The organism is Alphaproteobacteria bacterium (genome assembly GCA_020638555.1).
GTDB lineage: Bacteria > Pseudomonadota > Alphaproteobacteria > Bin95 > Bin95 > JACKII01.
The window spans coordinates 207,734-224,795 of sequence record JACKII010000004.1; the positions used below are offsets into that span (position 1 = coordinate 207,734).

A 17,062-nucleotide genomic window follows, 5' to 3' on the forward strand; every position below is an offset into this window, starting at 1 on the left:
GAGACCCGAAAAAATGGCCTGGAAACGCATGGTGCTCGAAATCGGCATGGGCACCGACATCCGCGGCGACGACAGCACCAAGGCTGCCGTCCGCGCCCTGAAAGACGCCCTCTGGCACAACTCGCTGACCATCGGTGCGGCGGTGGGCCAGGATGCCGACGCCATGCGCGTCGCCGTCACCATCGGCGTGCCGAACCCGGAGACCGTCGACAAGCAGCAGGTGCTGGACGTGCTGCCGCACGGCACCGGCACCTGCGAGGTGGTGGAAGGCGGCCTGCGCATGCCGAACGCCCGCGGCACCGACGTCACCCTGATCGCGCACGCGGCCGCGGTCGTCTATCTCGATATCCCGGACGCGGCGGAGTAACGGCCATGGCAGGCAAACGCATCATCCTGGAAATGGGCGCCGGCAACGACTTGCACGGCGGCAACTACACCAAGGCGGCGGTGCGGGCGGTGCAGGACGCGCTGCACCATTCCTCGCTGACCTTCATCCGCACCCTGAACGTGGACAAGGACAAGATCGACGTGGTCGCCACGATCGGCGTGCAGGACCCGGCGGCGGTGGACAGGGCGGAGGTCGCCAAGCAATTCCCGGTCGGCCATGTCACGGTGAAGCCGGTCAAGGGCGGGCTCGACGTGCCGGACGAGGCCGTGGGCGACGTCGCCGTCATCGCCAGCGCCGCCATCGAGGTCTGGTTGCGGGACTGATGGGCTGTTTCCCGGGCGCAGCCGGCAGCGCCGGCGAAGACCCGGGACCGGCCACCGGGGAGCGAACACCGCCCGTGCCGGGGCGCTTTTCCCGCCCAGCGGTCCCGGATCGGCTCCGCCGTCCGGGAAAGGGCGTGGTTGAGGGGTTGGACGGAGTACCATGAGCGTTGCCACTGGGAATGCGGATCAGAACCGCCATAACGTCGTCCCCTGTTTCCCGGGCGGAGCCGGCGCAGCCGGCAAAGACCCGGGACCGGCCACCGGGGAGCGAACACCGCCCGTGCCGGGGCGCTTTTCCCGCCCAGCGATCCCGGATCGGCTCTGCCGTCCGGGAAAGGGCGTGGTTGAGGGGTTGGAGGTTCCGGGGTGAGCGCTGATGCCACCCTTCTCTCCGGCTTTTGCGTCGCCCAGTTGGGGCCGGGACTGGCGGCGGCGGTCTGCGGCCGCCTGTTCGCCGATTGCGGCGCAGCGGTGACGACGGTGGACGCCGCCGGCGACACGCCGCTGGCCGCCCATCTGAACCGCGGCAAGCCGGCTGCCGGCCTCGGCGACGCGGTCGCGTCCGCCGACCTGATCGTCGCCGAGGGCTCGCCGCGCACCCTGGCGGTCCATGGTTTCGCCCCGCAGGCGCTGCGGCGGCTCAACCCCATGGCCGCGCTGGTCCTGGTCTCGCCCTTCGGCCAGACCGGCCCCCGCGCCGAGGACCCCGCCACCGACCTCACCCTGATGGCGGCGAGCGGCATCCAGCGGATGCTGACCGGCCAGGTGGATGACCTTTCGGAGCCGCCGGTGCGCGCCACCGGCCGCCAGTCCGCGATGATCGGCGGCCTCGCCGCCGCCTGCGCCGGCCTGCATGCCGCGCTCGGCCGGACGCCGGGCGCCATCGTCGACGTCTCGCTGCACGAGGCGCTCGCCACGCTCGCGATGACCGAACTGACCCGCGTCGGCCAGACCGGCCGCTCCTGGGGCCGCAAGCGCCTGACCGACGGCAACGGCGCCACCGTCTGCATCCTGCCGGCGCGCGACGGCTATGCCGCCATCTCGCCGCGCGAGGAGAAGCAGTGGCAGGCCTGGCTCGCAGCCATGGGCTCGCCCGCCTGGGGCGCGGAGCCGCGCTTTGCAAAGAAAGCCGACCGCATCGCCAACTGGGACGCCCTGCACGCGCTGATGAGCGAGTGGAGCCGCGGCCACCCGAAGCAATGGATCGCCGACACCGCCCAGGCCGCCCACGTCCCGAGCTTTCCCCTGCGCGATCTGGCCGAGCAGTTCGCCTCGCCGCAACTGGCGGAGCGCGGCTTCTGGCGCACGTCGGCCAACGGCACCCGTAGCCCCAGCCTGCCGGCGCGCGTCACGCACGCCCCGGCCGAACCCCGGCCCTTTCCGGCAGAGGGCGCCCTGCCGCTTGCGGGCCTGCGGGTGCTGGATTTCTCCTGGGTCATCGCCGGCCCGACCGCGACCCGGCATCTGGCCGCCCTGGGGGCCGAGGTCATCAAGGTCGAGGCGCCGGGCAAGGGCGACCCCGGCCGCGGCTCGGAACTGCACACGGTGCTGGGACAGGCGAAAAAGGCCGTGGTGCTGGACCTGAAACGGCCGGAAGCCGTGGCTGTCGCCAAGCGACTGGCCGCCGAATCCGACGTCTTGATCGAGAATTTCGCCACCGGCGTCATGGACCGGCTGGGCCTCGGCGCGGCCGACTTGCAGGCGCTGAACCCGGACCTGACCTACATCTCCGCCAGCGGCATGGGCCGCACCGGGCCGGAGGCAAAAGCCGTCGCCTATGGCACGCTGCTGCAATGCTATGCCGGGTTCGCCGGCCTGAACCGCCATCCGGAGCGGCCGCCGCGGGTCGGCTTCGCCTGGGTCGACCCGATGTGCGGCCTGCTGCTGCCCTTCCTCGCCGCCGCCGGCCTCTGGCGGCGGGCGCGGGCCGGCGGTGGCAGCCGCGTCGACCTCTCCATGGTCGAGGCGCTGCTCTGGACCCTGGCCGAGCCGGTGCTGGCGGCCCAGACCGAGGCCGGCGCCCAGCCCCAGGGCAATCGCGACCCGGCCATGAGCCCGCACGGCGTCTATCCCTGCCACGGCGCGGACGCGTGGCTGGCGCTGGCGGTACGGAGCGACGGCGACTGGCAGGCGCTCTGCCGGCTGGTGCTGGCGCTGGCGCCCCTGGCCGACGCGGGGCTCGCGGATCGCCAGGCCGCGCACGAGCGAATCGATGCGGCGATTGCCGGCTGGACCTCAGGACAGACGCCCGAAGCCGCCGCCCGCGCCCTCGTCGCCGCGGGCCTGGCCGCGTCCCCGGTCGCCACCTCCGCCGACCTGCTGGCGAGCGAGCACCTGGCCGCCCGCGGTTTCTGGGAGCCCTCCGGCCCCGGCGCCCTGCCCGGCCTGCCCTGGCAGGCGAGCTTCGGCCGTGCCAACGGTCCCGCCCCGACCCTGGGCCAGCACACCGACGCCGTCCTGACGGACATCGCAGGCCTGGCCGAGGCCGAGCGCGCCCGCCTGCGCGCCACCGGCGCGGTGGCCTGAGGAAATCGCCCCATGCGCTTTGCCGCCATCGCCGACATCCACGGCAATCTCGACGCGCTGGAAGCGGTTCTGGCGGACATTGCCGTCCAGGGCATCGGCGACGTGGTCAATCTGGGCGATCATGTGAGTGGCCCGATGCTGGCGGCCGGGACCGCGGACCGGCTGATGGCGCTGGACTTCACCACGATCCGCGGCGACCAGGACCGCCGCCTGCTGGAACTTCACGCCCGGGGGCCGGAGGCCTCGCGCCGGCGGGATTTCCGCGAACTGGAGCCCCGGCACTTCGCCTGGATGGCCGACCAGCCGGAGACCCTGCTTTGGCGGGAGGAGGTCTTTCTCTGCCATGGCTCGCCCCGCGACGACGCCTGCTACTGGCTGGACCGGGTGCGCCCCGACGGCGGCCTGGAGGCGACGCCGCTGGCCGCCCTTGCCGCTGCGGCGGAGGGCATCGACGCCTCGCTGATTCTCTGCGCCCACACCCACCTGCCGCGGGCGGTGCGACTGGCGGACGGGCGTATGGCGGTCAATCCCGGCAGCGTCGGCCTACCGGGCTATCGGGGTGCTGCGCCCGTGCCGCACACGGTCCAGACCGGCACTCCCGCCGCCTGCTATGCCATCCTGGAACAGACCCCGGCCGGCTGGAGCACGACCTTCCGCCAAGTGCCCTACGACGCCCGCGCCATGGCGGCGATGGCCGCCCGCAACGGCCTGCCCGACTGGGGCCGCGCCCTCTTGACCGGCTGGGTCGACGGCGCGGAGGCGGGTTGATGACCCCGAGAACGGATGTACCCCGGACGTGATCCGGGGCCGGTTTCTTTGGCGCGCCAAGCCGCTCTCCGCCGCTTGGGCGTAGCGGTGGCCTCCGGGAGCCCGATGCGGACACCGGTCCCGGGTCGAGCCCGGGAAACAGGGTCAAGCCCGGGAAACAGGGGCAATCCTCAGAATTCGCCGCTGCGATAGGCCTCGTCCAGGCGTGCGGCTTCTTCCTCCGACAGGTCCGGCCAGGGCTCGCCGCGGCGGCGGAGCGTGCCGGTGAAGTCGGGGGGACGCTTGGCGTTGAACGCGGCGCGGCCTTCCTCGCCGTCCATCGTGGTCTGGATCAGCAGGTTGTTGATCAGGTTCTGCACATGCCAGGCCTGATCGGTCGGCAGGTCGCCGAAGCGGACCACGAACTCCTTCATCATGCGCACCGCGACCGGCGGCATTTTCTTGATATGCGCCGCGATTTCCTCCGCCCGTTCCATCAGCTTTTCGTGCGGCACCACCTCGTTGATGAGGCCGACGCGCAGCGCCTGCTCCGCCAGGATCGGCTCGTCGGTCAGCAGGATTTTCATGGCGTCGATATAGCGGAGCTGCTTGATCAGCAGGCTCGCCCCCGGCCCGTGCCCGAGCCAGCCCTGGGAGGTGAGGCCGAACTTGAACTTGGCATGCTCGGCGCTGGCGAGCCGGATATCGGTCGAGGCCAGCACCATGTAGAGCCCGGCCCCCGCCGCCCAGCCGTTCACCGCGGCGATGACCGGCTTCCAGACCCGCGGATAGTGGTCGCCCATGCGCCCGTCGACGCCCGTCACCTGGCCATGCACCGTGCCGGCCAGCGGCCAGAAAATGCGCTGGGTGCGCAGATATTCCTTGTCCTCGGCCGTCAGGTCCGGGTGGGCGCCCAGATTGTGGCCGGCGCAGAAATGCCGGTCGCCGGCGCCGGTGACGATGGCGCAGCGCACGTCCCGGTCCTCCCACAGATCGATCCACGCGGCGGCGATGTCGTCGGACATCTGCTTGTCGAGAATGTTGGCCTTGGCCGGGTTGTTGAGCGTGATATAGGCGACGCCGTCGCGCTTTTCGTAATCGAGTGGCATGGGCGGTTCCTCGGCGATTGGGGCTTGGTTTGGCGCAGTGTCTCAGCTTTGCCCGGTGGGCACCAGCGCCTCCGCCATCGCCAGCACGTCCGCGGCGGAGCGACCGGCGGCGCGGAGGTCGGGCACGCTGACGCTCCGGTCGCGCTTGGCGAAACGCTTGCCGTCCGGGCCCAGCAGCAGCGCGTGGTGCCGGTAGTCCGGCTCCGGCAGGACCAGCAGGGTCTGCAACAGGCGGTGGATGTCGGTCGCCGGCAGCAGGTCCGCGCCGCGGGTGACCAGGGTGACGCCTTGCAGGGCGTCGTCCACCGTCACCGCCAGATGATAGCTGGTCGGCGAATCCTTGCGCGCCAGCACCACGTCGCCGAAGCGCAGCGGATTGCAAACGATCCTCCCCTCAGCCCATTTTCTTTCCTCCCCCGCGCAGGCGGGGGTCCATGCCGGAGAGCTTCCCACAGAGTCCGGACTTTGTGGTTGAGTCTCAGGCATGGGCCCCCGCCTGCGCGGGGGAGAGGTGGGAGTGGGGATGGCGGGGTGGGATTCCTCGCCCCTAACGGCGCTCCCCCATTCCCGAAACGTCAGCGGACCGGCCCGCTCCACCGCCAAGCCCATGTCGAGCCGCCAGGCGGGCTGCTCGCCGGCGACGATGCGCGCGTCGGCCTCGGCTCGCGGCAGGCCCCGGCAGGTGCCGGGATAGACCGGACCGTCCGGCCCGTGCGGCGCGCCGCCGGCGGCGGCGATCTCCGCCGCAATCTGCGCGCGGGTGCAGAAGCAGGGATAGAGCAGCCCCAGCCCTTCCAGCCTCGCCAGCGCGGCGCGATAGTCGTCGAAATGGGCGGATTGGTAACGCACCGGCCCGTCCCAATCGAGGCCGAGCCAGGCGAGGTCGTCCAGCATGCGGGCGGCGTATTCCGGCCGGCAGCGGGTCCGGTCGATATCCTCCATGCGCACCAGAAACCGCCCGCCCGCCGCGCGCGCCAGACGCCAGGCGAACCGCGCGCTGTAGACGCTGCCGAGATGCAGGTGGCCGGTTGGGCTCGGGGCAAAGCGGGTGACGCGCATGGGGCAGACGGTCTAGGGTGAGGGCTCCGCCACCCTCGCACGCCGAACCGCAGGAGCCAAGCCATGCCCGTCGATCCGGATGCCAAAGGCACCACTCTGATGAGCCACCACTACCACCCGATCGGCGGCGGCCTGGCGAAACAACTGGTGGTGTTGCTGCACGGCTATGGTGCCGATGGCGAGGACCTGATCGCGCTCGCGCCGATGCTGGGCCAGGTGCTGCCGGAGGCCGCCTTCGTCGCGCCGAACGCGCCCTTCCCCTGCGCCGCCGGCTGGGGCTATCAGTGGTTCGACGTCTGGGATGCCGACGGCGCCCGGCGGCTGGAAGGCGCCCGCCTCGCCGACAAGATCCTGCAACCCTTCTACGACGCGCAGTTGCAGGCGCACAATGTGCCGGCAGAGGAACTGTATATCGTTGGCTTCAGCCAGGGCACGATGATGGCGCTGCATTCCGGCCTGCGCCGGCCGGTTCCGCCGCGGGCCATCGTCGGATTCGCCGGGCGCCTGATGGCGGCTCACCTGCTGGCCGACGAACTGGCCTGCCGCCCGCCGATCATGCTGGCGCACGGCGCCGAGGACGACGTGGTGCCGGTGGAAAGCCTGGAGCAGGCCAACGCGGCGCTCCGGGCCGCAGGGCTGGAGGTCGAAAGCCATGTGATCGAGGGGCTGGGGCACGGCATCGACGAGACCGGCATTCTCTACGCCGCCCGCTTCCTGAAACGCATCCACGACGACGCTGCCTAGAGCGCGGAATTCCTTGTTTCCCGGCCGCCGCGAAGCGGTGCGCCGGGACCGGTCGCTCTCGCGAACACCCGAGGTGCGGTGTTCGCATGCAGACATCGGCCCCGGACGGCGGCTCCGCCACCTCCGGGGATCATCAGGTTTGTGCCGAAATTCACGCCGAGACCGGCCGCCGCGGAGCGTGGTGAAATGCCCCCGCCCTCACCCGCTCAGCGCAGGCGCCATTTGTAGCGGATGTCTGGGTCCGTGCCGCATTCCAGAATGCGCAGCCGGCCGGTGCGCGCGGAGGAATCCTCTTTCGGCAGCGGGTGCCGCCCCAGGCCGATCGGCTGGCGCAGCGCCGAATTCGGCTGCAATTCCAGCCCGCCCGGAATGATCGAGGCGTCCCGCTTGCCCGAGCGGAAGGCGTAGGTGATGTAAAGCTTGTAGGGAAACCGGTTGATGATCGTCGCCCAATAGGACTGAATTCCAGGAGGGCATTTGCGGTCCAGGCAGACCGAAACCACCTCTTTCACCGTGGTGTGGGGGCAGATGGCGTTTGCCGTTCCCACGGTCGCAAACAGCAGCAGCACAGCGGCTACCGCCCCCAGAAATGCCGTTTCACAACGCATTGTCACCCCATGTTTGCCAAGGTTGCGGCGCAACGCCGGCAGCGGACCGCCGTTGTCGCGCGCGCCATGCCCCACCCGTTTGCTCAGACGAAGAAGACGAACGTCACCAAAACGAAGGTGGGAATGAGAATGCCTCCTGACCACAACATATAGCCGAAAAAGCTCGGCATCGCCACATTTCGTTCCTCGGCAATGGCCCGCACCATGAAGTTGGGGGCGTTGCCGATATAGGTGTTGGCGCCCATGAACACCGCACCGGCGGAGATCGCCAGCAGCGTCGTCGCCATGTCGGTCATCAGGTGCACGGGGTCGCCGCCGGCGGTGTTGAAGAACACCAGATAGGTCGGCGCATTGTCCAGGAAGCTGGACAGCAGGCCGGTGAGCCAGAAATACATGATGTTGACCGGCTCGCCATCCGGCGAGGTGACCATCGCGACCACGCCGCCCAGCGCGCCGTCCGTCCCCGCTTTCAGGATGGCGATAGCGGGAACGATGGTCAGGAAGATGCCGGCGAACAGCTTCGCGACCTCGATGATGGGAAACCAGGTAAAGCCGTTGGCGTCGCGATTCGCGCGCGAGGTCAGCTTCCACGAGAGATAGGCGATCGCGAGCAGCAGGATATCGCGCACGATCCCCTGCAATTCCCAATGCACGTGATAGACGTCGATGCCAAATCCCGGCTTCCAGATGCCGCTCATCAGGACGCTGGCCACGATGCCGGCCAGCAGCAGGAAGTTGATCTTGCCGTCGAAGCCGAGCGACTCCTCCGTGGCGGCCTCCGCTGCGGCCACCGCGGGTCCCTCGCGCCGGTGCATCACGGTATCCACGACATAGTAGAGCAGCAGCAGCAACACCGAGACCAGGGCCATCGGCAGCAGCAGGTGCTCGGTCGGCCAGAAGAACGAGACGCCCTTCAAAAAGCCGAGAAACAGCGGCGGGTCGCCCAGCGGCGTCAGCGAGCCGCCGATATTCGCCACCAGGAAGATGAAGAACACGACCGTGTGCACCTTGTAGCGCCGCCCCTCATTGGCCCGCAGCAACGGCCGGATCAGCAGCATGGCCGCGCCGGTGGTGCCCATCAGACTGGCCAGAAGGGTGCCCACCAGCAGGAAGCCGGCATTAACCGCCGGCGTTCCCACCAGCCGCCCGGTCAGGCGGATACCGCCCGCCACCGTGAACAGCGCCAACAGCAGGATGATGAATGGCACGTATTCCAGCAACAGAACGTGGACCACCTCGTACACCGTCAGGGCGATTCCGTGCGTGGCCAGAAACGGCAGCACGAACGCCGCAGCCCAGAAGGCCGCGACCTTGCCGAAATGATGGTGCCAGAAATCCGGTGCCAGCAGCGGAAACAGGGCGATCGACAGCAACATGCCGACGAACGGCACGATCCAGATCAAGCCCAGCTCGCCCCCATCCAGGTGCGGCGCGCCGGCGGCCTCCGCAAGGGCGGGGCTGGCCGTCGTGATCGTCGCCAGCATGGCCACGGCAATAAAACGCAATGCGGTCATCTGAGACCGTCCTCCCGGTTCTCGACTTGGCGAAGCGGCAGCAGGCGCCCGCCGCGCGCGCGATTACTGTTGGGTTTACGAAGGCAACCCCCGCTGATGCAATCCCCAAGTTGGCCGCTGCCGCGGATTAACGCAAATGCCAGTTAACGCAAAGGCCAGTGCGATTGCACGGCCGCGCCGGCACCGGTAGGCTTCGCATGGTCGGTCGCATGCCTGCCGACCGCACGCCTGCCGACCGCACGCCTGCCGACCGCACGAGACCGTCCGCCCGTATAAGAGAGATCTTCAATCATGGATATGTCCGGCGAATACCGCATTCCCGCATCCCGCCAGACGGTCTGGGAAGCGCTGAACGACCCCGAGATATTGAAAGCCGCCATCCCCGGCTGCGAGGAACTCACCGCCGAGGGCGAGACCGGCTTTGCGGCCAAGGTGCGGGCCAAGGTCGGCCCGGTCAGCGCCCGCTTCTCCGGCAAGGTGCAATTGCTCGACCTCGACCCGCCGAACGGCTACCGCATCGAGGGCGAGGGCACCGGCGGGGCCGCCGGATTCGCCAAGGGCGGGGCAAGCGTGCAACTGGCCGAGGACGGCGGCGAGACCGTGCTGACCTATCAGGCCAACGCCTCGGTCGGCGGCAAGCTGGCGCAGATCGGCTCGCGCCTGATCGACGGCGCGGCCAAGAAGATGGCCGACGACTTCTTCGCCAAATTCTCCGCCATCGTCGGGGAACAGGCTGGCGCCAGCGCGGCGCCGGCGGCCCCTCCCCCGCCGCATGGCGACGGCACGCCGGCCATGGGCCTGGCGGCGGAGGAACTGGCGGAAGACGCCTACGACACCGCCAGGCATGTCGCCCACGACGCGGCGGACGCCGTCTCCCATGCGGCCAGCGAAACCGCCCATGCCGCGGCCGAGGAACTGGCGGTGGCCGAAACCAGCGCCAAGGGCGTACCGCAATGGATGTGGATTGCCGGCGCCGCGGTGATCCTTGTCGGCCTGGTTATTTTCCTGACCTGATGCGCCACCGGGGCCGCCCAGACCGTTGACCGTGGCCCCCGCTCCCGCCATGTTCTGAAGCGACAGAACGAACCGCCTCCTGCAAGGAGAAGCCCGCCCATGCCGTCCGTTTCCATGACCGTCAACGGAAAACCCGTCTCCGGCGAGGTCGAGGGCCGCACCCTGCTGGTCCAGTTCCTGCGCGAGCATCTGGGCCTGACCGGCACCCATGTCGGCTGCGACACCACCCAGTGCGGCGCCTGCACCGTGCATGTGAACGGCGAGGCGGTGAAATCCTGTACCTTCCTGGCGCTGATGGCCGAAGGGGCGGAGGTCACCACCATCGAGGGGCTGGCCAACGGCGAGGAATTGCACCCGATGCAGGCGGCCTTCCGCGAGCATCACGGCCTGCAATGCGGCTTCTGCACGCCCGGCATGATCATGTCGGCGACGGCGCTCGCCAAGCGCAACCCCGCCCCCAGCGAGCAGGAAGTGCGCGACTGGCTGGAAGGCAATCTCTGCCGCTGCACCGGCTACCACAACATCGTCCAGTCGATCATGGCCGGCGCCCGCGCCATGTCGGGCCAGGCGTAAGCGAACGCGGATCGGAGGCACACGGCCCATGTACGAGTTCACCTATCACCGCGCCACCTCGCTGGACGACGCCAAGGCCAAGCTGGGCCAGGGCGACGACCCGACCCTGATGGCGGGCGGCATGACCCTGATCCCGACGCTGAAACAGCGCCTCGCCATGCCGAGCGACGTGATCGATCTGGGCGGCATCGCCGATCTGGCCGGCATCCGCACCGACGGCGACACGCTGGTGATCGGCGCCATGACCAAGCACGACACCGTCGCCAACTCCGCCGAGGTCCGGGCGTTCTGCCCCGCCCTGGCGGACCTGGCCGGCATGATCGGCGATCCGATGGTGCGCAATCGCGGCACCATCGGCGGCTCGGTCGCCAACAACGACCCGGCGGCGGACTATCCCTCCGCCGTGCTGGGCCTGGGCGCGACCGTGGTCACCGACCGGCGCGCAATCGCCGCCGATGACTTCTTCGCCGGCATGTTCGAAACCGCACTGGAACCGGGCGAGATCATCCGCGAATTCCGCTTCCCGAAGTCGAAGCGGGCGGCTTATGTGAAATTCCCGAACCCGGCCTCGCGCTATGCCATTGTCGGCGTGTTCGTTGCCGAAACCGCGGGCGGCACCCGCGTCGCCGTGACCGGCGCGGCGTCCTGCGTGTTCCGCCATGGCGACATGGAGGCAGCGCTCGCGGGCAATTTTGCTGCCGACGCCATCGCCGACCTGCAAGGCGACGCGGCGGAGATGAACAGCGACATCCATGCCTCGGCGGAATACCGCGCCCATCTGGTCGGCGTGATGGCCCGCCGCGCCGTCGCCTCCATCGCCTGAGGCGAGGTGTCTGTGGCCCTACCGGATTCCGTTGACGGCGTCGCCGGGCTGCTGGCCGGCGGCGATTATGTCACCGACCGCTCGCTCGCGACCTCGCTGTTTCTGGCGCTGAAGCTGGGCCGGCCCCTGTTCCTGGAGGGCGAGGCCGGCGTCGGCAAGACCGAGATCGCCAAGGTCCTGGCCGGTCAGCTCGGCCGTCGCCTGATCCGCCTGCAATGCTATGAAGGGCTGGACGTCGCCTCGGCAGTGTACGAGTGGAACTATGCCCGCCAGATGATCGAAATCCGCCTAGCGGAGGCGCTGGGCGATGCGGACCGCGACACGCTCGCGGCGGACATTTTCCGCAAGGACTTCCTGATCGAGCGGCCGCTGCTCCAGGCCATGGAGGCGGGCATTGACGGCCCGCCCGTGCTGCTGATCGACGAACTCGACCGCACCGACGAGCCGTTCGAGGCCTATCTGCTGGAGGTCCTCAGCGACTTCCAGGTGACCATTCCGGAACTGGGCACGATCAAGGCGGACCAACCGCCGATCGTCATCATCACCTCGAACCGCACCCGCGAGATTCACGACGCCCTGAAGCGCCGCTGTTTCTACCACTGGGTCGACTACCCGGACGCAAAGCGCGAGGCGGAAATCCTGCGCCGCAAGGCCCCCGGCGCGCCGGAGGAACTCACCGCCCAGATCGTCGGCTTCGTCCAGCGCCTGCGCGGCCTGGACCTGTTCAAGCTGCCGGGCGTGGCCGAGAGCATCGACTGGACCAACGCGCTGATGCAGTTGAACGCCCTGGTGCTCGACCCCGCCGTGGTCAACGACACGCTGGGCGTGCTGCTGAAATACCAGGACGACATCCAGCGCCTGCAAGGCTCTGAAGCCCAGCGCATCCTGACCGAGGTCAACGCCAGCCTCGCCCAGGCCCGGCGGGAGGGGCTGTGACATGAGCTTCCCCGGAAGCGCGGAGCGCGATCCGGGGCCTCCATCCGGGCAGGCCTCGGAAAGAGATCCCGGGTCAAGCCCGGGAAAGCGGCGTGAGACAGCGGGAGGGGCTGCGACATGAGCTTCCCCGGAAGCGCGGAGCGCGATCCGGGGCCTCCGTCCGGGCGGGCCTCGGAACGGGATCCCGCGTCAGGCCCGGGAAAGCGGTGTGAGACAGCGGAAGGTGCGTCATGAGCTTCCCCGGAAGCGCGGAGCGCGATCCGGGGCCTCCGTCAGGGCAGGCCTCGGAACGGGATCCCGGCTCAGGGCCGGGAAAGCGGCGTGAGACAGCGGAAGGTGCGTCATGAGCTTCCCCGGACGCGCGGAGCGCTATCCGGGGCCTCCGTCCGGGCAGGCCTCGGAAAGAGATCCCGGGTCAAGCCCGGGAAAGCGGCGTGAGACAGCGGAAGGTGCGTCATGAGCTTCCCCGGAAGCGCGGGGCGCTATCCGGAGCCTCCGTCCGGGCAGGCCTCGGAACGGGATCCCGGGTCAGGCCCTGACGCCCCCACCGGCCGCATCCCCGAAAACATCATGCACTTCGTGCGCACGCTGCGCGCCGCCGGGCTGCCGCTCGGCCCCGGCCACACGCTCCGGGCGGTGGAGGCGGTCCGGGCCATCGCCATCACCGACCGGCGTGATTTCTACTGGGCGCTGCGCTCCTCGCTCATCAGCCGGCACGACCAGATCGAGCTGTTCGATCAGGCCTACCAGATGTTCTGGCGCAATCCCGACATCCTGAACCGCATGATCGACCTGATGCTGCCCACGCTCGCCATCGACGACCCGGAGCAGCAGGAACAGGGCGAGCCGCTGCAACGCCGCCTCGCCGAGGCGATGATGCCGCCGCGCGACCAACTCCAGGAGCGCGAGGAAGAACAGGTCGAAATCCAGGCGGATATGACCTGGTCCGCCCGCGAACAGCTCCAGACCAAGGATTTCGAGCAGATGAGCACGGAGGAGTTGGAGCGCGCCAAACAGGCCATGACCCGGCTCGCCCTGCCGCTCGCCGCCCTGCCCACCCGCCGCTACGAGCCCACGGGGCGCATCGCCCGCGCCGACCTACGCCGCACCATGCAGAAGGCGCTGCGGGGCGGCGGCGACGCGATCCCGCTGCAATACCGCCGCCGCAAGACCCGGCCGCCGCCGCTGGTGGTGCTCTGCGATATTTCCGGCTCGATGGAGCGCTATGCGCGCATGCTGCTGCACTTCCTGCACGCGCTCACCAACGACCGCGACCGGGTGCACACCTTCCTGTTCGGCACGCGCCTGACCAATGTCACCCGCTATCTGCGCGACCGGGAGGTGGACCGGGCGCTGGCTGCCATCGGCGAGCGGGTGCAGGACTGGTCGGGCGGTACCCGGATCGGCGCCTCGCTCGAAACGTTCAACCGGCTCTGGTCGCGGCGCGTGCTGGGCCAGGGCGCCGTCGTCCTCCTGATCACCGACGGGCTGGATCGCGAGGCGGCGGCCGGTGTCGCCGAACAAATGCAGCGGCTGCACAAGTCCTGCCGCCGGCTGATCTGGCTGAACCCGCTCTTGCGCTATGACGCGTTTCAGCCCAAATCTACGGGAGCACGGGCGATTTTGCCCCATGTCGACGATTTTCGGCCCGTCCACAATCTGGAAAGCCTCGGCGACCTCGCCGGCGCGCTTTCCGCTTCGGACGTGAGCCTGCAGAAAGGCATGCGAGAATGGCGGACCAAACTCTGACCAATGCCGAGGCCGACGCGATCCTGGCCCAGGCCCGCGACTGGCGCGCCGCCGGCCGCGGCGTCGCCATCGCCACCGTGGTCTCCACCTGGGGCTCGGCGCCGCGCGGCGTCGGCAGCCAGTTGGTGATGACCGACGACGGCGCCTTCATGGGCTCGGTCTCCGGCGGCTGCGTCGAAGGCGCGGTCGTGACCGAAGGCCAGGAGGTAATCGCCGACGGCCAGCCGCGCCTCTTGGATTTCGGCATTTCCGACGATCAGGCCTGGGAGGTGGGGCTAGCCTGCGGCGGCAAGCTGGAAATCTTCATCGAGCGTGTGGAGGCCTGAGGCCGTGCAATCGTCCCTGTTCGAAAAGGCCGTCGCGCTGCGCGCCGACAACCGCCCGGTCGTCCGTATCGTCGAATTGCATTCCGGCGCCGACTGGCTGCTGACCCCGGACGGCGTGGAAGGCCCCACCGCCCTGCCGCCGGAAGTTGCCGAGGCCGCGCGGGAGGCCCAGCGGCATGACCGCAGCCACGACGCGAAGCACGGCGACCAGCGCTATTTCCTGCACGTCTACAACCCGCCACGCCGCCTGGTGGTGGTCGGCGCCGTCCACATCACCCAGCCGCTGATCCAGATTGCCGAGGCGGCGGGCTATGCCGTCACCGTGATCGACCCGCGCGGCGCCTTCGCCACCGCGGAGCGCTTTCCCGGCGTCACCCTGAACGAGGACTGGCCCGACGAGGCGATGGAGGCGCTGCGCCCTGACAACCGCACCGCCGTCGTCACCCTGACCCACGATCCGAAGCTGGACGATCCGGCGCTGGAAGTGGCGCTCAGGTCCGACGCCTTTTATGTCGGCTCGCTGGGGAGCCGCAAAACCCATGCGAGCCGGGTCGAACGCCTGACTGCCGCCGGCCTGACGGCGGCCGAGATCGGCAAGATTCACGCGCCCATCGGCCTGCATCTGGGCGGCCGGGCGCCGGCGGAAATCGCCATCGCCATCATGGCTCAGATCACCCAGGTCCTGCACCTGGGTGCGGGCCAGGAGACAAAGGCCAAGGCCGCGGCGTGAGCCACGACCCCGCGAGTTCCCCGGCCCGGCGCAGCGCGCCGAGAGCCGGGGCCGCCAAAGGCGACGAACACCGCACCCCCAGGGATGGCGTCGTTCGCGGAAACCGGCCCCGGATCGCTCTGCGAGCGTCCGGGGAACAATAGGAGTTTCGCTCCATGCAATTCGGTCCCATTCCCGTTTCCGAAGCGGCGGGCGCCCTGCTCGCCCATTCGGTCAAGGCCGGCAAGCGCACCCTGAAAAAGGGTCGCCTGCTGGGCGAAGCCGACATCGCGGCCCTGACCGAAGCCGGCATCCGGGACGTCGTCGCCGTCCGCCTCGCCCCTGGCGAGATCGGCGAGGATGCCGCCGCCGAGCGCGTCGCCCGGCTGTTCCACGGCCCCGGCGTTCGCGCCAACGTGCCCTTCACCGGCCGCGTGAACCTGTTCGCCGAAGAAGCCGGCGTTCTGGTGTTCGAGCGCCGCCTGCTCGACCGGGTCAACACGGTGGACGAAAGCGTCACCGTCGCCACGCTGGAGCCCTATGCCCGCGTCGAGGCCGGGCAGATGGTGGCGACCGCGAAAATCATTCCTTTCGCCACCTCCGAGACCGTGCTGCGCCGGGTCGAGGCCATCGCCGCGCCGGTCGAGGCCAGCCTGATGCGCGTCGCGCCCTTCCGGGCCAAGCGCGTCGCCCTGATCCAGAGCACCCTGCCCAACCTGAAGCCCAGCGTGCTCGACAAGACCGTCGGCATCACCCGCGACCGCCTCACCCCGCTCGGCGCGACGCTCACCGGCGAGCGGCGCTGCGACCACACCGCCGAGGCCATCGCCGAAGCCGTGCGCGAGGCCCTGGCCGACAAGCCCGACATCGTCCTGATCGCCGGCGCATCGGCCATTGTCGACCGGCGCGATGCGCTGCCGGCAGGTGTCGTCGAGGCCGGCGGCAGGCTCCACCATTTCGGCATGCCCGTGGACCCCGGCAACATGATCCTGGTGGCGGAGGTGGACGGCCTGCCCGTGCTCGGCCTGCCGGGCTGCTGCCGCTCGCCCAAGCTGAACGGCTTCGACTTTGTGCTGGCCCGCCTCTGTGCCGAACTGCCGGTCGGGCCGCAACAGGTCATGGCCATGGGCGCCGGCGGCCTGCTGGCGGAAATCCCAAGCCGCGGCCACCCCCGCGCCACCCTGCCGGACGGCACCGCAGGCGAGGCGCCGCGGGCGCCGCGCATCGCGGCCCTGGTGCTGGCCGCCGGCCGTTCGAGCCGCATGGGGACGGCCAACAAGCTGCTCCAACCCGTCGCCGGCAAGCCGATGCTGGCGCACACTTTGGACGCAATCGCCGCCGCCAAACTCGAGGCGACCGTGGTCGTCACCGGCCATGAGACCGACGCCATCAGCCCGCTGCTGGCCGGGCGCGACCTGCTGGCGGTGCACAATCCGAACTTCGCCGCCGGCCTCAGCACCAGCCTGAAAGCGGGCCTGCGGGCGCTGCCGTGGGATATCGACGGCGTGATCGTCTGCCTGGGCGACATGCCCCGTGTCACCGCCGATCACCTCCAGCGCCTGATCGCCGCCTTCAACCCGCTGGAGGGCCGCGCCATTGTCGTGCCGACCTTCGAGGGCCGGCGCGGCAACCCGGTGCTCTGGAGCACCGAGTTCGTGGCCGCCATGCAGGCGCTTTCCGGCGACCAGGGCGCCAAGCCCCTGATGGCCGAGCACGCCGAGCGCCTGGCCGAGGTGGAAATGGCCGACGCCGCCGTGCTGCTGGATATCGACACGCCGGCGAAGCTGGCCGAAATCACCGGCAAGGTGGCCTGACGCGATTCCCCACCGCCCCGGGCTTGACCCGGGGTCCATGCCTGAGACGCCCCGACAAGGTCCGTACTCTGCAAGACACTCTCAGGCATGGCCTCCCGCC

Annotated in this window: 17 protein-coding genes; 13 read left to right on the forward strand and 4 right to left on the reverse strand. The window is 69.7% G+C overall.

The genetic code is table 11. The annotated features are described in order from the left end of the window. The first annotated feature begins 13 nt into the window (after positions 1-13). The 4 genes from H6844_14980 to H6844_14995 all read left to right on the forward strand — a co-directional run bounded on the left by H6844_14980 (position 14) and on the right by H6844_14995 (position 4,005). Entirely contained in the window at positions 14-367 is a 354-nt protein-coding gene (locus H6844_14980) for a Lin0512 family protein (GenBank protein ID MCB9930704.1), read from the forward strand. A 5-nt stretch (positions 368-372) separates the two neighbouring features. Then, positions 373-711, forward strand: a complete 339-nt coding sequence (locus tag H6844_14985; GenBank protein ID MCB9930705.1) for a Lin0512 family protein — start codon at positions 373-375, stop codon at positions 709-711. 366 nt (positions 712-1,077) lie between these two features. Continuing rightward, positions 1,078-3,237 carry a CoA transferase gene (locus H6844_14990; protein ID MCB9930706.1) on the forward strand — a complete coding sequence of 720 codons (2,160 nt, stop codon included), beginning with the start codon at positions 1,078-1,080 and terminating at the stop codon, positions 3,235-3,237. 12 nt (positions 3,238-3,249) lie between these two features. Continuing rightward, positions 3,250-4,005: a metallophosphoesterase family protein gene (locus tag H6844_14995; GenBank protein ID MCB9930707.1), complete on the forward strand. Its 756-nt coding sequence runs from the start codon at positions 3,250-3,252 to the stop codon at positions 4,003-4,005. 170 nt (positions 4,006-4,175) lie between these two features. Here H6844_14995 and H6844_15000 read toward each other — a convergent pair whose 3' ends face one another. Continuing rightward, on the reverse strand, positions 4,176-5,093 hold the full coding sequence (locus tag H6844_15000) for an enoyl-CoA hydratase/isomerase family protein (GenBank protein ID MCB9930708.1): 918 nt from the start codon (positions 5,091-5,093) through the stop codon (positions 4,176-4,178). Positions 5,094-5,135: 42 nt separating this feature from the next. Continuing rightward, complete coding sequence (locus H6844_15005) at positions 5,136-5,702, reverse strand: hypothetical protein (GenBank protein ID MCB9930709.1); 567 nt, start codon at positions 5,700-5,702, stop codon at positions 5,136-5,138. A 549-nt stretch (positions 5,703-6,251) separates the two neighbouring features. Between H6844_15005 and H6844_15010 the strand changes: the two genes are divergently transcribed. Beyond that, positions 6,252-6,896, forward strand: a complete 645-nt coding sequence (locus tag H6844_15010) for a prolyl oligopeptidase family serine peptidase (GenBank protein MCB9930710.1) — start codon at positions 6,252-6,254, stop codon at positions 6,894-6,896. Between the two features lie 206 nt (positions 6,897-7,102). Here H6844_15010 and H6844_15015 read toward each other — a convergent pair whose 3' ends face one another. Beyond that, complete coding sequence (locus H6844_15015) at positions 7,103-7,465, reverse strand: hypothetical protein (protein MCB9930711.1); 363 nt, start codon at positions 7,463-7,465, stop codon at positions 7,103-7,105. Positions 7,466-7,587: 122 nt separating this feature from the next. Continuing rightward, on the reverse strand, positions 7,588-9,018 hold the full coding sequence (locus H6844_15020; GenBank protein MCB9930712.1) for a sodium:proton antiporter: 1,431 nt from the start codon (positions 9,016-9,018) through the stop codon (positions 7,588-7,590). Positions 9,019-9,309: 291 nt separating this feature from the next. On the opposite strand from H6844_15020, the gene H6844_15025 reads away from it, so the two are divergent. From H6844_15025 to H6844_15060, 8 genes are all read left to right on the forward strand, one after another. Further along, complete coding sequence (locus H6844_15025; GenBank protein ID MCB9930713.1) at positions 9,310-10,032, forward strand: carbon monoxide dehydrogenase subunit G; 723 nt, start codon at positions 9,310-9,312, stop codon at positions 10,030-10,032. 99 nt (positions 10,033-10,131) lie between these two features. Beyond that, entirely contained in the window at positions 10,132-10,605 is a 474-nt protein-coding gene (locus tag H6844_15030; GenBank protein MCB9930714.1) for a (2Fe-2S)-binding protein, read from the forward strand. A 28-nt stretch (positions 10,606-10,633) separates the two neighbouring features. Beyond that, positions 10,634-11,428, forward strand: coding sequence for a xanthine dehydrogenase family protein subunit M (locus H6844_15035; protein MCB9930715.1), 795 nt, complete (start codon positions 10,634-10,636; stop codon positions 11,426-11,428). Between the two features lie 6 nt (positions 11,429-11,434). After that, positions 11,435-12,364 (forward strand): MoxR family ATPase, encoded by a 930-nt coding sequence (locus tag H6844_15040; protein MCB9930716.1) that lies wholly within the window; start codon positions 11,435-11,437, stop codon positions 12,362-12,364. Positions 12,365-12,820: 456 nt separating this feature from the next. Beyond that, positions 12,821-14,113, forward strand: a complete 1,293-nt coding sequence (locus H6844_15045; protein MCB9930717.1) for a VWA domain-containing protein — start codon at positions 12,821-12,823, stop codon at positions 14,111-14,113. Next, positions 14,110-14,439 (forward strand): XdhC family protein, encoded by a 330-nt coding sequence (locus H6844_15050; GenBank protein ID MCB9930718.1) that lies wholly within the window; start codon positions 14,110-14,112, stop codon positions 14,437-14,439. Before H6844_15045 ends, H6844_15050 begins: the two co-directional genes overlap by 4 nt. 4 nt (positions 14,440-14,443) lie before the next feature. After that, entirely contained in the window at positions 14,444-15,169 is a 726-nt protein-coding gene (locus tag H6844_15055) for an XdhC family protein (GenBank protein ID MCB9930719.1), read from the forward strand. 155 nt (positions 15,170-15,324) lie between these two features. Further along, a complete protein-coding gene (locus H6844_15060) occupies positions 15,325-16,962 on the forward strand; it encodes an NTP transferase domain-containing protein (protein MCB9930720.1) in 1,638 nt (545 codons plus the stop codon). The last annotated feature ends 100 nt before the right edge of the window (positions 16,963-17,062 follow it).

Excerpts from the sequence above, each read along its gene's own strand:
- H6844_14980 (MCB9930704.1), top strand. The coding sequence starts at position 14 with ATGGCCTGGAAACGCATGGTGCTCGAAATCGGCATGGGCACCGACATC.
- H6844_14985 (MCB9930705.1), top strand. The coding sequence starts at position 373 with ATGGCAGGCAAACGCATCATCCTGGAAATGGGCGCCGGCAACGACTTG.
- H6844_14995 (MCB9930707.1), top strand. The coding sequence starts at position 3,250 with ATGCGCTTTGCCGCCATCGCCGACATCCACGGCAATCTCGACGCGCTG.
- H6844_15000 (MCB9930708.1), bottom strand. The coding sequence starts at position 5,093 with ATGCCACTCGATTACGAAAAGCGCGACGGCGTCGCCTATATCACGCTC.
- H6844_15005 (MCB9930709.1), bottom strand. The coding sequence starts at position 5,702 with ATGGGCTTGGCGGTGGAGCGGGCCGGTCCGCTGACGTTTCGGGAATGG.
- H6844_15010 (MCB9930710.1), top strand. The coding sequence starts at position 6,252 with ATGAGCCACCACTACCACCCGATCGGCGGCGGCCTGGCGAAACAACTG.
- H6844_15020 (MCB9930712.1), bottom strand. The coding sequence starts at position 9,018 with ATGACCGCATTGCGTTTTATTGCCGTGGCCATGCTGGCGACGATCACG.
- H6844_15025 (MCB9930713.1), top strand. The coding sequence starts at position 9,310 with ATGGATATGTCCGGCGAATACCGCATTCCCGCATCCCGCCAGACGGTC.
- H6844_15030 (MCB9930714.1), top strand. The coding sequence starts at position 10,132 with ATGCCGTCCGTTTCCATGACCGTCAACGGAAAACCCGTCTCCGGCGAG.
- H6844_15035 (MCB9930715.1), top strand. The coding sequence starts at position 10,634 with ATGTACGAGTTCACCTATCACCGCGCCACCTCGCTGGACGACGCCAAG.
- H6844_15045 (MCB9930717.1), top strand. The coding sequence starts at position 12,821 with ATGAGCTTCCCCGGAAGCGCGGGGCGCTATCCGGAGCCTCCGTCCGGG.
- H6844_15060 (MCB9930720.1), top strand. The coding sequence starts at position 15,325 with ATGCAATTCGGTCCCATTCCCGTTTCCGAAGCGGCGGGCGCCCTGCTC.